Annotated in this window: 16 protein-coding genes; 1 reads left to right on the forward strand and 15 read right to left on the reverse strand. The window is 38.0% G+C overall.

Translation table 11 applies throughout. From position 1 onward, the window contains the following. Nucleotides 1-7: 7 nt before the first annotated feature. Nucleotides 8-307 carry a thioredoxin gene (gene trxA, locus BMW53_RS08005; protein ID WP_038562596.1) on the reverse strand — a complete coding sequence of 100 codons (300 nt, stop codon included), beginning with the start codon at nucleotides 305-307 and terminating at the stop codon, nucleotides 8-10. Next, a complete protein-coding gene (locus tag BMW53_RS08010; protein WP_038562598.1) occupies nucleotides 297-524 on the reverse strand; it encodes a DUF6132 family protein in 228 nt (75 codons plus the stop codon). Before BMW53_RS08010 ends, trxA begins: the two co-directional genes overlap by 11 nt. 157 nt (nucleotides 525-681) lie before the next feature. Here BMW53_RS08010 and BMW53_RS08015 point away from each other — a divergent pair, with 157 nt between their 5' ends. Then, nucleotides 682-1,584, forward strand: a complete 903-nt coding sequence (locus BMW53_RS08015; protein ID WP_038562600.1) for an EamA family transporter — start codon at nucleotides 682-684, stop codon at nucleotides 1,582-1,584. A gap of 9 nt (nucleotides 1,585-1,593) precedes the next feature. On the opposite strand, the gene BMW53_RS20755 is transcribed toward BMW53_RS08015, so the two are convergent. From BMW53_RS20755 to BMW53_RS08075, 13 genes are all read right to left on the reverse strand, one after another. Next, complete coding sequence (locus tag BMW53_RS20755; protein WP_038562602.1) at nucleotides 1,594-1,983, reverse strand: hypothetical protein; 390 nt, start codon at nucleotides 1,981-1,983, stop codon at nucleotides 1,594-1,596. A 110-nt stretch (nucleotides 1,984-2,093) separates the two neighbouring features. Then, complete coding sequence (locus BMW53_RS08020) at nucleotides 2,094-2,960, reverse strand: DUF3078 domain-containing protein (RefSeq protein ID WP_038565556.1); 867 nt, start codon at nucleotides 2,958-2,960, stop codon at nucleotides 2,094-2,096. A 146-nt stretch (nucleotides 2,961-3,106) separates the two neighbouring features. Continuing rightward, nucleotides 3,107-4,177, reverse strand: coding sequence for a hypothetical protein (locus BMW53_RS08025; protein ID WP_038562604.1), 1,071 nt, complete (start codon nucleotides 4,175-4,177; stop codon nucleotides 3,107-3,109). Nucleotides 4,178-4,303: 126 nt separating this feature from the next. Continuing rightward, nucleotides 4,304-4,819, reverse strand: coding sequence for a hypothetical protein (locus BMW53_RS08030; RefSeq protein WP_038562606.1), 516 nt, complete (start codon nucleotides 4,817-4,819; stop codon nucleotides 4,304-4,306). A 98-nt stretch (nucleotides 4,820-4,917) separates the two neighbouring features. Beyond that, nucleotides 4,918-5,688: a TIGR00266 family protein gene (locus BMW53_RS08035; protein ID WP_139178058.1), complete on the reverse strand. Its 771-nt coding sequence runs from the start codon at nucleotides 5,686-5,688 to the stop codon at nucleotides 4,918-4,920. Between the two features lie 51 nt (nucleotides 5,689-5,739). Next, entirely contained in the window at nucleotides 5,740-6,231 is a 492-nt protein-coding gene (locus tag BMW53_RS08040) for a DUF3592 domain-containing protein (RefSeq protein ID WP_038562610.1), read from the reverse strand. A 12-nt stretch (nucleotides 6,232-6,243) separates the two neighbouring features. Further along, nucleotides 6,244-6,588 carry a DUF805 domain-containing protein gene (locus BMW53_RS08045; protein WP_038562612.1) on the reverse strand — a complete coding sequence of 115 codons (345 nt, stop codon included), beginning with the start codon at nucleotides 6,586-6,588 and terminating at the stop codon, nucleotides 6,244-6,246. 214 nt (nucleotides 6,589-6,802) lie between these two features. Further along, nucleotides 6,803-7,723 carry a hypothetical protein gene (locus BMW53_RS08050; RefSeq protein WP_038562614.1) on the reverse strand — a complete coding sequence of 307 codons (921 nt, stop codon included), beginning with the start codon at nucleotides 7,721-7,723 and terminating at the stop codon, nucleotides 6,803-6,805. A gap of 91 nt (nucleotides 7,724-7,814) precedes the next feature. Further along, nucleotides 7,815-8,282 carry a hypothetical protein gene (locus BMW53_RS08055; RefSeq protein ID WP_139178059.1) on the reverse strand — a complete coding sequence of 156 codons (468 nt, stop codon included), beginning with the start codon at nucleotides 8,280-8,282 and terminating at the stop codon, nucleotides 7,815-7,817. A 45-nt stretch (nucleotides 8,283-8,327) separates the two neighbouring features. Continuing rightward, nucleotides 8,328-10,043, reverse strand: a complete 1,716-nt coding sequence (locus BMW53_RS08060; protein WP_051568068.1) for an OmpA family protein — start codon at nucleotides 10,041-10,043, stop codon at nucleotides 8,328-8,330. Between the two features lie 80 nt (nucleotides 10,044-10,123). Further along, nucleotides 10,124-10,477: a LytR/AlgR family response regulator transcription factor gene (locus BMW53_RS08065; protein WP_051568069.1), complete on the reverse strand. Its 354-nt coding sequence runs from the start codon at nucleotides 10,475-10,477 to the stop codon at nucleotides 10,124-10,126. A 132-nt stretch (nucleotides 10,478-10,609) separates the two neighbouring features. Next, entirely contained in the window at nucleotides 10,610-11,359 is a 750-nt protein-coding gene (locus tag BMW53_RS08070) for a LytR/AlgR family response regulator transcription factor (protein WP_051568070.1), read from the reverse strand. Then, nucleotides 11,352-13,265 (reverse strand): tetratricopeptide repeat-containing sensor histidine kinase, encoded by a 1,914-nt coding sequence (locus tag BMW53_RS08075; RefSeq protein WP_038562618.1) that lies wholly within the window; start codon nucleotides 13,263-13,265, stop codon nucleotides 11,352-11,354. Before BMW53_RS08075 ends, BMW53_RS08070 begins: the two co-directional genes overlap by 8 nt. Nucleotides 13,266-13,285 lie beyond the last annotated feature (20 nt).

The following is a 13,285-nucleotide window of genomic DNA, read 5'->3' on the forward strand; positions in this document are numbered from 1 at the left end:
CGCAAATTTACAAATATTGCTCAACAATACTTTTTACTTCGTGGGCAGGTCGCACGCCCATTCCACTCCACTTTAGCTCGCCATCTTTAAACAGCATCAGTGTAGGAATGCTTCGTATCTGGTATTTCGATGCAATATTCGGGTTGCGGTCAACATCCACTTTAATGATCTTGATATTTTCTTTCAACTCCGATTTCACCTGCTTTAAGATGGGTGGCATTTGCTTGCACGGACCACACCAATCGGCATAAAAGTCGACCAAAACCGGACGTTTGCAATTGATAATATTTTTGAATTTAGCTATCATTTTGTTCTGCTCTTTTTTTGCGCTTTACAATAAAGTCGTTTATGGCATCGCCCAAAAGGTAGCCAACTGCAGCTCCCCACAAGGTACTCCAGTACCACACCGATTTTATCGGACAGGTACCGCTTAAACATCCCACATATTTCCAGTAAAGGAAGCCTCCAACAGCACCAATTACTAATAAAATCAGGCCCAACTGCTTTTGTTTTATAAACTTCATCTTTTTTTACTTCTTACTTTGAAACAACAACAAGCACTTTTAGTTTTTAAATAAACATTGAAAAAAATGATTGCAAATAGATTTAGCCGAAATCATAACTTTTAGGAAATGTCAAACTCGATGAAAACGGCTACTTTTGGCAGCTTTATAAAACGTTATGTGGGCACTATTCGGATTAGCATCAGCTTTATTCCTGGGCATTTACGACATTTTTAAAAAGCAATCGGTTAACAACAATGCAGTTATGCCGGTATTGTTTTTTTCTACTGTTGCCAGTACCTTGCTGTTTTCACCTTTAATTATTTTATCGTTTAAGTCGCCCGATCTGCTTGCCAACACCGGACTGTATGTTCCCAAACTCAGCACTTTCGAGCACCTTCAGGTATTACTGAAATCGGCCATTGTAGTATCAAGTTGGGTGTTTGCCTTTTTTGCTCTGAAACATTTACCCATTACCATTGTGGCGCCCATTCGCGCTACCGGTCCGCTTTGGACATTAATTGGTGCCCTGATCATTTTTCATGAACGTTTAAATGTCTATCAGTGGATCGGGATCGTTATTACACTCCTGTTTTTCTACCTGTTCTCCACTGCCGGAAGACTGGAGGGCATCAACTTCAAACGCAATAAATGGATTTACTATATTGTTGCCGGAACGTTGCTTGGCGCCTGTAGTGGTTTATACGACAAGTTTATTTTACAACGCATCGACCGCGTGGCAGTACAAGCCTGGTTTTCGGTGTACCAGGTGGTAATTTTACTTCCTTTTGTTTTGCTGAATGAAAAGATCAGAAAACGCAAGAACATTACTTTCGAATGGCGCTGGACCATCCCGCTTATTGGGCTGTTTCTGGTAATTGCCGACTACCTGTATTTTTATGCCCTCAGCAACGAAGATGCTTTGATCTCGGTTATTTCGGCACTGCGCCGCGGAAGTGTTCTGGTAGCTTTTGTTGTTGGCGGTGTGCTGTTTAAAGAACAAAACCTGAAAAAGAAAGGCGCTTACCTGGCGGGAATTCTTACGGGTATTTTACTTATTACTTTGGGAACGGTGTTGTGAGGGTAGCCACTAGCTGCAAGCCGCTAAGCCGTTAGCAAAAAGATTGATGGAGATTGATATAAGATTGATGGAGATTGAAAAATGATAAATTGTAAAATTGTAAATCTCCGAAAACTGCTTCCTTCCTCTTTGTGAAACTCTGTCGTAAAAAAGATTGATGGAGATTGATATAAGATTGATGGTGATTGAAAAACTGATAAATTGTAAATCTCCGAAAACTACTTCCTTCCTCTTTGTGAAACTTTGTGCCTGCTTTGTGATACTTTGTGGTAAGAAAAGATTGATAAAGATTGAAAAACTGACAAATTGAAAAATTGCAGCTTGCCCGGAATCGCTTTCTTCTTCTTTGTGAAACTTTGTGCCTGCTTTGTGAAACTTTGTGGTAAAATATTTTGCCAACCGACGTGAGGTCTTACTCGAAGCTAGAAGTCAGAGGCTCGCGCCCCGTAGCTAAACAAAAAAAGCTTCCCGCAAACGCAGAAAGCTTCTCTCAATATTTTTGTATTCAACTAGAATTTAAACGTCAGTCCTACTCCAAACGACTCCATAAACTGTAAGCCAGGCGATGGAGGAAGGGTTTCATCGTCGCCCTGAATTTTTACATCATTATCGTAAATCATTTGGGTAATCAGGTTGGCCGATAAATAATCGTTCACCTTCATAATGATCTTAAATGTCCAGTCGATATCGATGTTTTTAGGCTCATCAAGATAATTCGAAAAAAGGTCAACCTTGGTATCGAGCGTTACATTTTTCATAATATCTTTTTTAAGCTGCGCTTTAACGGTAGCTCCCATTTCTGCCCGTAAATTATTCCCGGGCTCAACACCAAAGGCTCCTTCAGCAGCCAAATCATCGTCGGTTACAAAAGTAAGTTTTCCCGAAACAGGTGCCATCATAACCGACAGCACATCAGTTTTATAGTCCATACCAACACCAAAAGTAAGGTAACCCGGTGCCATAAATTTTGAGATGGCATTATCGGTATCAGGGTAATTATACCCTTTTGCAAATTGCGATTTAAAGTTTAATAAACCTGCATAATTCCAGTTTCCGCTGGCCTCGATACCCAATTTCGAACTGATATCGATTTTATCGTCAGACTTTCGCACCTTCTGATCTTCTTCTTTCAAAAATCCATAACGGAAATCGAAACTATTGTCCCAGCTCAATTTATCTTTTTTATAATTGGCAGCGTAGTTAAACATCATCACCCCCGACATTGAACTTTTTCCTCCGGCAGCCCAATTGCTTAACGATACCTGTGCGAAATTAAATGTAGCATTTCCGCTTGTTGTCCATAGCGTATCTTTTTTCTCTTGTTGCGCAAATGCCAGTGCAGGAATAATAAAAAGTAGAATAAGTAATTTCTTCATGTTTTTTTGTTTGGTAATTTTTTTAAATCTCAAATTTGGAATTAGAACAAAGGTCGGAAAAAAAGTTTGTAACCACAAAAAAGTCCCTTGAACCGAATAACAAAAGTTATCCGGCCAAGGGATCATTCTACCCAATTTAAGCCAGTTTAAAACTGAAGCTTATCTTCTATTTTCATCATTTCATCCTTGCTCATGCGGGGCATGGCAACAATTGTTAATAACATACTGTGCGAGGGATATTCAACAAGCAATGCCGATCCATCCTCTTCTGAAAGGTCGCCATATCGGTAATTTCTGTTGCCACTTCCAAATCGTTGTAACGATTTAAATTCGGCATCATCTTTATCCACGTTTCTATCGGCTTGTATTGTAATGGCAATGGTTTGCGTTCCCTTAATAAAAGTAGCTACATAAATTCCATCAGAATTAGCCGTAGCAAACGACTGATACCCGGCTATCTCGCAATTTTCAATAACTTCGGTAAACTCGTCGAAATCATAATTAACCAGTAGTATATCTTCGTCTTCATCCTCAAAATCATCTATATCTCCCATTTCACCAAAAGCCGACATTAATCCGCCCAACCCTTGTTGCTGCTGTTGTTCGGAGATGCTTTCGGAATCAACACCTGCGGGAGGATTAAATTTAGATGAAGCAACTTTTGCATTAGGATCAAAATCAACAAAATTTTCATTGGCTTCAATACCCATTATTTTTGCTTCGGTTTTTAAAGGAACACCTTTATATATCCACGATTTTGCACCCATTAATTTAATTACTTCGCACGTGTAGGCGCCAAGTTTTTCAGTACCCAGCTTTTTACCCCCCAGTTGCTCCAGCAATTCATCGGCAAAATCCTGTTGCTCTTGTTCGGTCATTTCGCTGGCAAAATCCTGCGCATCCTGGTAATACGGCATTGTTCCGTTTGTTCCGGTGCCTTCAATATAATCGGCTACCCAAAACTTATCTTTTACCAAAACTGTGCACATATCTTTTTCTTCGGTATTTTTTATACCAAACATTTTTGTTGTGGTTGTTGACTTTTCGCGCTCGCAACTTTTCAGGCCATAGTCGTCCCACCAAAGTTCTTTTGTTCCTGTTGTATTTCCGGTAAGCTCGTATTTTATGTAGCCCGATTTTATGGCATATTTTTTTGCTTCCTGGGCAAAACCGTTTAAGCTAATAATAGCCAAAACCAGGATTATTATCTTTTTCATTTTATGATATTGTTTAGAGCAGGTTGTATTAATGTGGGAAATAAAGTGTGCAAGTTGATTAAAGGAAGAGGTTTTTCAAAAAAAAATTTCCTGTCCAACCTCTTCCAATCATTCTACGTTATATGTCTATATTCCGAATAAAATTTTGGCACCAATGCGCAGGTAGCCACCATCGCTAACGGTATATTTAATTTCGGGAGCTATAGCCAACTTGTCTGATGTTGCAATATTTAAACCTAAACCAAGATTTAATCCGACGTCAGAACCGGAGGCATCTACATCAAGATCATACGAGCCAAACTCGCCCATATCAATGGTTCCTCCATCGTAATCGAAACTCCAAAAAGTAATGTTTAATCCGCCAATTGCATAAAGGCTTCCAATGTTTTCCAATTCGGTAAGGTTGTAGTTGGCATCAAAATCAAGTGCCGACCATTTTACATAGTCCTTTTCGAAGAAATAGGTGAACGAGGGTGCCGCACTCCATTTTTCATCAAAAGAATAGTGACCGTTTGCACTGATACCAATAGTGTTAATGTCGCTTCCGTACCAAAGACCGCCGCCAACGCTAATTTGGGCCTGCGATTTAGTAACTACAAAAAACAGAGAAACAATTAAAAGTGTTCTTAAGAGTGTTTTCATTTTTAAAAATTAAATGGTTAATAATGATTTTGTTTTATAAATAATTGAATTTGAGGCAATCAATCCTCAAAAAAGCTATTTTAATATGTTTTGGCGTTTTATCCTTCCAATAAGTTTTCGAGCAATCCGCCACGCTCGCCTTTATTGGCATTTGAACCTCCCGGAGAAAGCTGATCGATTAACTTGCTAATTGGCATTGACTGTAACCAAACTTTTCCGGTGCCCCGAAGCGTAGCAAGGAATAATCCTTCGCCACCAAACACCATCGATTTAAGTCCGCCTGCCTGCTCGATGCTAAAGTCGATTCCTTCCTGGAACCCAACAACACAACCGGTATCCACACGCAGTGTTTCGCCATTCAGTTCATGTTCAATCAAAGTTCCACCGGCATGAATAAATGCTCGTCCATCGCCTTGCAGTTTTTGCAGAATAAATCCTTCGCCACCAAAAAATCCGGCTCCTAAACGACGGTTAAAATGCATGCTTATTTTTGTTCCCAGAGCGGCACATAAAAACGCATCGCGTTGCACAATTACTTTTCCTCCCAACTCATTCAACTCAAGCGGAACAATGGTTCCGGGATACGGAGCGGCAAAAGCTACATGGCTTTTTCCCATTCCGCGATGTGTAAAATGAGTGATAAAGATTGATTCGCCGGCGATTTTTCGCGAAGCTGCCGATAACAGCTTTCCAAAAAGTCCTTTATCAGGTTCTGATCCGTCGCCCATTTTTGTTTGAAAGTCGATACCGTCTTTCATGTATAACATTGCTCCGGCTTCGGCAATTACGGTTTCGTTTGGGTCGAGTTCAATTTCTACATATTGAATATCGTGACCACCAATTTTATAATCTACTTCGTGTGAATTCATAATAAGTTTTTTTATTAATTTTTAATGAGTGTGTGTAATCTCCTCTTTTTGTTACCTGCCAAACAGAAGTCTTTTAAACAGCGCTACAACCATTAGAACAGAAACAATACAGAACAGCAATGGCAACTTTAACAGTATTCCCATGAGAAATCCTGTACCGGGTTCAAGTACTGCAATATTTGGAAATTCAGGATCGTAATGTACTGTTACCGCTTTTCCTAATGCATATTTCTTCAGTGTTTTTTTTACGCTGCTGCTCGAGCTGGTCGATCCGTCGAGCGTTCTAATACCAGAGCCGTTGTATATCTTCCCCTCGACAGTATAATCGTATTGTACACTTGCCGAATACATATCATTTCCATCGTCATTGCGGGTTTTGTTCAATTTTGCAAGCGTAACGGTTCCCTGCGTTGTTGGCCACTCTTTAGCTGCTTTTGCTTCTTCGGCAATAGGCTTGGTTAGGTATTGGTAGGCCATTAAACCGCCCACAAAAAATACTATGGCAAAAATCAATGTTCCTAAGGGTGATTGTCTTTTTTTCATTTCGGAAGAATTCTAATTTTTAGGATTAGCTCCGTACTCGTTGCTTTCGGTAGTACCTTCGGTGGCAAACAGAATGATAAGCCATATTGTGCCAATTACCGGAATTAAGACAACCAGTAACATCCAGCCACTTTTGCCAATGTCGTGCAAACGCCTAACACTTACTGCAAGACCAGGAATTAATACGACTAGCCCATACAGTCCAGCAATTGCTCCCCAGCTTCCGAAAGCTGCATCTAAAGCTCCGGCAACTATCGAAAAAATGATATTGAAAACAACAAACATCCAATACTCTTGTCTTCTGGCACGACCGTTAAAGTCGGCATACTGTTTTAATACTTTTAAATACCAATTCATAATTTTAGTTTTTTTGGGTTATTATTTATTATGTTTTGCTCAAACTGCTGTCATTTAAACTTCAGTAATTTTGAGCCTAAGAATTTTAATTTTGTTTTAGCAATTTCAATGCTATTATTAGAATTAGAGGAATAGATTGAACTATTTTTATATTAAATATAAGAACAATACCTACTGCTAATTTCAAAGAAGTTCCTTCCATCAAACTGCTCTTTTAAAACCTGTACACAATATTGTTTAACTCAAATACTCCGTGGTAAAAAGCGCCAAACATTCCTGGTTTTTCAATAATAATTTTGGCATAAACACCCGGTTGGTCATTTATCATCCACAACATTTTTTTCGTCTCAGCTTCCACTGCTTCTATAACTGTACACGTAAACGCCCCGGCAGGTGTTGTTAATTCTTCAGTTACGGTAATTCTGAAATTAATTTCCTGTTCGGGATAAAGTGACGTTGTGTAATCGTTGTTGGATGGTAGTTCTGCATCTTCGGGAAGATTGTACTTATCGTAACCATAAAAAATATAATCAATACTAAGCGCCATCTCTTCGCTGTTAGCAATCACATCAGCAGTAAGTTGTTTTTTATCAAAAGACTTTGTGGTTTCATTCCATTCAGAATAATCATAAACCAGGCTACCTACTTCTTCCATGTTTCTAATCATTGCCACAATATCTTGCCAGGGCAACTTTTCCTTTTCTCCGTCGTATTTGTAATTGCCATCTTCGGTAAAAAAATCAGCTTCCGAAAACTCAAGATTAGTAAGCCTTACCGAATTTTCACTTTCTCTTGTAAAATGGTATTCCAAGGCATCTTTTTTATAAACCATTTTATTCGCCGAGAGCTTTAGGATTTTCGCTTTACCGTTACAATTCGTATCAATATCGCTGATCATTTCTATCGCGTTATCAGTTTTATTATATTTCCAAGTGCCAGCTTCTATTATCTCCTCCATATTGAAGAAGCCTAATTTCAGGACACCTCCTTCTTCAAAAATATAACCACTGTCAACTTCTTTCGATTCTTCTCCTTTTCTAATCTCCGTCAGTTTCCAGGTTCCCGCAATTTGGTTTTCCTGAGCAAATGAAAATCCATTTACGAAGATGATTAAAACAAGAAGCAGATATTTCATAGCAGTTTAAATTAAAGCGTTTTAAAGAGATTGGGGAGAAGAATACCAGCAAAACTACTCATGCAATTTTGAGGTATTCTTCAAATACTGTTTATATAATTTTATATGCTGCTGATTCTGCACTTCCGCTAAATGTATGAACCATTGTACTTCCAAACTCTGTGCAAGTTCCTTCGAAAGTAATTTTACTGGAGGAAGTTCTTTTTACTGTTCCACTAATGGAGAAATACATTTCATCATCGCCACTTTTCAGTAAATTTTTTCCTGTAATCGATACAGAAACACCACTGCCCTGTGCACCTATTTCTGCTTCGTCACCTACTGTTTCAGGCACTCCGGCAACGATAAAGCCAAAATCTTCTCCCAGAGATAAAGAAATGGCATTTCCAACCATTCCCACTTCTTCGGTTTCGCCACTGGCAACTGTTGTTCCATCCATTACTAATGTGTATTTCCCATCAAGAGTTGTAATATCGCCATCATCGTCTTTGCTACAAGAGTTAAGACTTACACTAAAAACACACATTAAAACTATAAGTACGTAAATTGACTTTTTCATAATTTGTTATTTAACTGATTTGTTTAGGGGCATTTACACCCATTATTATAAGATTCGAAGCATTGAAGTTTCTCCCTGGTAAAGCGTTGTGTTTGTTTTACTTTCTCTACCCAAACGAAGATCTACTTCGGAATAAATTACATTTTCAATAGTTCCCTTGTCGAAATCGCAGGTGTAAGTTCCGGGAATTTCGAAATGATCGGATTGACTGTGAATCGATCCATTGTAATTATAGGTTACATATTTTACTGTAAGTTTATAATTGTCGGATTCATCAACGTCAAGAATTTCCATTTTACCTAAGTTTCCATCCGATGTTGCGAACAAAATTACGGTGCCGGCACCGTTCACAATTCCATCAGGATTAGATACTGGAATATTAATAGTTTCAGGTAACTCCTCGAGTTTTGCACCTATTGCTTTCTTATCGAGCTTGTCGAAAGCGGAATTCCCAATGCTACTGCTGGAACCAGAAGGTGCTGCGTTACCCTGAAATTTTACAAATTCAACACGGCGGTTGTTTGCTTTTCCTTCGGCAGTGGTGTTAGCTGCTAATGGTTTGCTTTCGCCCCAACCTGCCGATTTTAATCTGTTAGCTGATATGCCCATACTAATTAAGCGATCCATTACTGCCTTGGCACGTTGTTCTGAGAGTGTTTGGTTTTTTGCTTCATCGCCATCGCTATCGGTGTGTCCTTCAACACTAAAGTTTAAATCGAGCTGTTTTTGCATCAACTCAAATATTTTGTTGATAGCGCCATTACTTTCGGGTTTTATTGTAGCCTGGTTAACATCGAAACGAATACCGTTTACAATAATTTTTCCATCGGAAAGAACACGGTCGTAATATTTCACACCACCTTTTGCAATTCTTACATTCTTAACATAAAACGCTTTATTTTCTGATGCATCTGCAAAATAGGGGTAAATTGTAAATCCTGTTGGATTGTGTTCGTAATGAGGAATATTTATTAAACGTGTTTCATCAAGATATACCTTTAGTTTTCCTTTAGTGAAAGCCACCGACACATGCGTCCAGCAACCATTTTTACAATACGTATAATCTCTTTCTGAATGTTCAACATAATCGCCACCCGGAGTAGAAACGCGGATTGGTGTAACTTCAAACTCTTGAGATACTGAATTAGGTTGATTCTTTGTGTCGGTTAAATAAAAAGAAAATCTATTCCCGCCTTTAGGGGTGTAAAAGTCAAATTCTACGGTAAAAACATCGGGCAAGTAATCTTCTTTCGAATTTTCAAGATAGGGTATTATTTTGCCGCCGTCGAGAAACATCATTACGGTTTCGCCGTTTACCTGTGCAATTTCTACTTGCCCTGTTTCCAGATCCCAACGGCTTGGAAATTCACCGTTTTCCTCCATAATATCCGGCCCGTCTTCAAAAATAACTTCATCGCCGGGTACAAAATCGAACTTGCTCCACTGAACATCCATTGCCTGAGCTTGCAAAGGAGATTGAGCTGACGAATTACCAACTGCTGATTCTGAGCTGGTTTCCGTTGAAGTATTTACTTGCTCAGCCTGGCCTTTTTTCTTCTTCTTTTTCTTTTTTCCGAAAAGGCTGCCGATTCCTTCTTCTATTTTGTCGAAGCCTTTATCAACTCCTTTATCGATTTTTCGATTTATTCTTTTGGTTCCTTGCCGTTCAGCCTCCTTTTCAACACTCTTAACCTGAGCATTAAGCGATGTTGAAAACACAAGCAAAGTCAGTACGGTAATGAGTAAAGTTGTACATCTCATGGTAGTATGGTTTTTGTTTTGTTTATTCAAAATTATGAAAATTGAGTTCTGCTTACCAGGCTAAAATGAATGTGCAGGCATCAAACTTGAATCCGTTTAATATTTTCGAGAAAGTGCAATACTTCTCCCTTTTTTCGTGTACTAATTGTTATACTTTTTCCATTGTCGAGTACAAGGCCGCCACCACTTACTTTCTGAATTGTTTTAACATGCTGCACATTAACCAAATATGATTGGTGCGGTCGTATAAAATATTTATTACCAAGTCTTTTCTCGACATTCTTCATCGACACAGAAACCTTAATCTCCTCTCCTCCAACAAGATAGAAAGTAGTACAACTATTATTGCTTTTGCAATAAATTATACTTTCCACTTCAATTAAGTGATAGGAATCGCGTGTTGACAGAACTAATTTATCTATTGGTGTGTGCATTAAACCTGGTATTAATTATAAAACCATACACAAGTAAGCACAATTATGTAGTGCCAAACGCACCAAACTTGAAAGCGTTTGGTTTGAGTTTGAAACTGCAAATAAATGGAAGGAATATAAAAAAGGCTACTGTTAAAGCTGGCTCAACAACGAAATTAATTTCTTCATTTGCCGCATTGAAACAGGCACCTCTTTTTTATTTTTCATGATGATAAAACCACCATCACTTTTATCTACCTTTTTTATGTGATTTAAATTTACAAGATAGGATTGGTGAGCCCGGTAAAAACCGTAATCGCTTAACAGGTTTTCGTAATCTTTAAGGCTTTTCGAGACTAAAATCTTTTCGTTATCCCGAAAATAAAACGTTGTATAGCTATTATCGCTTTTACAATAATAAATATCCGCCACATCAACTACATGCAGCGATTCGGCAGTTCGAAGCACCAGTTTTTTGCTTTTATTTTCGTTTTGCAACGAGGTCATTAAAACATTCAGCTGTGCATCGGAATTTTCTTTCTTCTCTATTAATTCCACAGCACGTTGTATTGCTTGCTGAAATTCAGTTTCGTTAACCGGTTTTACAATATAGTCGAGCGCACTAAATTTAATAGCCTTAATAGCAAACGAATGAAAACCGGTAATAAAGACCACTTTAAAATCGTAAGGCTTTAGTTTATGAAGCAATTGAAAGCCTGTTCCGTCTTTTAACTCAATATCGAGCAATACCAAATCAGGACTCTCCTTCAGAATTAACTTTGCACCTTCTTCAATACAATCAGCAATACCTGCGAGTTTAATAGCAGGAAAATATTCAGACAACAACTGGCTGTTAACCTGTTGCATTGCAGGTTCGTCGTCTATTATTACGGCTTTAATCATTATCAAGTACCGGTATTTGAAGCGTAACTTTTACTCCTGAAGTTTCAGGATTTAAATTCTTCAGATTAGAAATATCAAATATAAAATCTTTATTGAATTTATGTTGAATAAGTTTTCTTCTTTTTTCAAAAATTTCCATAGCCATTGACCGGTGTTTCTTGCTCGATTCACTCGTAGTCTCAATTCCAACACCATCATCTTGAACCACAACCTCAACATATTCCAGCTTATCGGTAATTGATAGTCGTAACTTACCAACATAATCAATATTTTGAAACCCATGTTTAATAGCGTTTTCAATAAAAGGTTGAATCATCATTGGAGGCACCTGAATGAAATCAGATTCCAGCTCATCATCTTTTTCTATCACAAATTCAAAAATACCGGGCTTTCGAATTTGTTCCAGTTCCATATAATTTCGAAGCATGGCAATTTCATCGCTTAGCGAAATTGTATCTTCCGAAGAATATTCGAGAGTAGCCCTGGTTAGCGATGCAAATTGAGATAAATATCCGGCCGCCTCTTTCGGACTATTGGCAAGCATGTAATTTTGAATAGATCCCAAAACATTAAAAATAAAATGCGGATTCATTTGCGAACGAAGTACTTGCTGTTGCAAATCAGTTTGTTTTAAAAGAGCTTGTTTTTTTCTGATTTGCAGGATATAAAAAATTAGAATAATTATAAATACTAAAACAATTAATAAAATTACTCCTACACGAAGTCGTTGGTTTTTCAACTTATTTTCGGCAGAAAGTAGTTCAATTTGTTGTTCTTTCTTTTTGGTTTCAAATCCAATTTCGAGAGCGGCAATCGTTTTTTTACTTTTTTCATTTAAAATACTGTCGGCATAAGCATGGCGCTTTTCATTCGCTTCATAAGCATTTTTCCACTGCGCTAATCCTTTGTACATCCCAACATAACCGGAATAAATTTCCATCAAATTTTTCAACGAATTTACCTGTTCTGATTGCGATTTTGCTAAATCGAAATATTTTTTTGCTTCCGCATAATTTCCGGTTTCATTTTCTATTTTTCCTAAATACGAATTACAATAAGCCTGATAGCGTAAATCCTCACTTTTTATATGATACGCTAATGCTTTCTGAAACTGAGAGCGCGCATTTGTATAATCCTTTTTAGCCAAGAAAGCTTTTCCAATAAGATGTTCAGCTACTCCCATACCACTGTCGGAACCTGTTTGAACTAGCATATCACGAGAAATATCGAAATAGTACATGGCCGAATCAGCTTGTTTTTCTGCCAGCAATATCTCCCCCATTGAACCATAATTATAAGCCAGTGTTCGCATATCGTTTCGCTGTTTTGCAATTGCCGACGACTGCCGGAAATAGCTCATTGCTCTATTGTAATCTTTCTGAAGGATAAGAGTGGTTCCCAATGCATTCATTGTATAAGACGACGAGCGTAAATTTCCTACAGCATCAGAAATTTCAAGTGCTTTATGAAAATAATCAATAGCCAGAGTTGTAATATCCTGCTTGCGAAACACCTGCCCAAGGTTATTGTAGTTATAAAACAATTGTGTGCTGTCTTTTTCCTGAATTGCAAGTTTTAAAGACTTGTTGTGGTAAACGTAAGCTGTATCAAAAATTTCCTGGTAACGGTATTCCAGTCCAATAATATCATAACTTTGCATTTCACCTTTTATATAATTAACACGCTGAGATTTACCGGCGAATTCTTTTAACAGAGGTATATAGTCCTCATCCAATTCAATCCGGTTCTTTCTGATCAACTGATAGGTTTCTGCCAATTGATCGTGAGCAGTTTGCGTTGTTATTAGCATACGTAAACTATCCGACAAATCGGTTGAAGAGTTACAATAACTGATTTTTGCATCTACAACACAGATAATTAATATAAAACAGAAAGTGATTTTCATCGTGAGTTGGTTTTTTTCGA

The sequence above is a fragment of the Draconibacterium orientale genome, from assembly GCF_900111425.1.
Lineage (GTDB): Bacteria > Bacteroidota > Bacteroidia > Bacteroidales > Prolixibacteraceae > Draconibacterium > Draconibacterium orientale.

What these genes read in the sequence shown, in the direction of transcription:
- trxA (WP_038562596.1), bottom strand. Translation starts at nt 307, where the DNA reads ATGATAGCTAAATTCAAAAATATTATCAATTGCAAACGTCCGGTTTTG.
- BMW53_RS08010 (WP_038562598.1), bottom strand. Translation starts at nt 524, where the DNA reads ATGAAGTTTATAAAACAAAAGCAGTTGGGCCTGATTTTATTAGTAATT.
- BMW53_RS08015 (WP_038562600.1), top strand. Translation starts at nt 682, where the DNA reads ATGTGGGCACTATTCGGATTAGCATCAGCTTTATTCCTGGGCATTTAC.
- BMW53_RS08020 (WP_038565556.1), bottom strand. Translation starts at nt 2,960, where the DNA reads ATGAAGAAATTACTTATTCTACTTTTTATTATTCCTGCACTGGCATTT.
- BMW53_RS08025 (WP_038562604.1), bottom strand. Translation starts at nt 4,177, where the DNA reads ATGAAAAAGATAATAATCCTGGTTTTGGCTATTATTAGCTTAAACGGT.
- BMW53_RS08030 (WP_038562606.1), bottom strand. Translation starts at nt 4,819, where the DNA reads ATGAAAACACTCTTAAGAACACTTTTAATTGTTTCTCTGTTTTTTGTA.
- BMW53_RS08035 (WP_139178058.1), bottom strand. Translation starts at nt 5,688, where the DNA reads ATGAATTCACACGAAGTAGATTATAAAATTGGTGGTCACGATATTCAA.
- BMW53_RS08040 (WP_038562610.1), bottom strand. Translation starts at nt 6,231, where the DNA reads ATGAAAAAAAGACAATCACCCTTAGGAACATTGATTTTTGCCATAGTA.
- BMW53_RS08045 (WP_038562612.1), bottom strand. Translation starts at nt 6,588, where the DNA reads ATGAATTGGTATTTAAAAGTATTAAAACAGTATGCCGACTTTAACGGT.
- BMW53_RS08050 (WP_038562614.1), bottom strand. Translation starts at nt 7,723, where the DNA reads ATGAAATATCTGCTTCTTGTTTTAATCATCTTCGTAAATGGATTTTCA.
- BMW53_RS08055 (WP_139178059.1), bottom strand. Translation starts at nt 8,282, where the DNA reads ATGAAAAAGTCAATTTACGTACTTATAGTTTTAATGTGTGTTTTTAGT.
- BMW53_RS08060 (WP_051568068.1), bottom strand. Translation starts at nt 10,043, where the DNA reads ATGAGATGTACAACTTTACTCATTACCGTACTGACTTTGCTTGTGTTT.
- BMW53_RS08065 (WP_051568069.1), bottom strand. Translation starts at nt 10,477, where the DNA reads ATGCACACACCAATAGATAAATTAGTTCTGTCAACACGCGATTCCTAT.
- BMW53_RS08070 (WP_051568070.1), bottom strand. Translation starts at nt 11,359, where the DNA reads ATGATTAAAGCCGTAATAATAGACGACGAACCTGCAATGCAACAGGTT.
- BMW53_RS08075 (WP_038562618.1), bottom strand. Translation starts at nt 13,265, where the DNA reads ATGAAAATCACTTTCTGTTTTATATTAATTATCTGTGTTGTAGATGCA.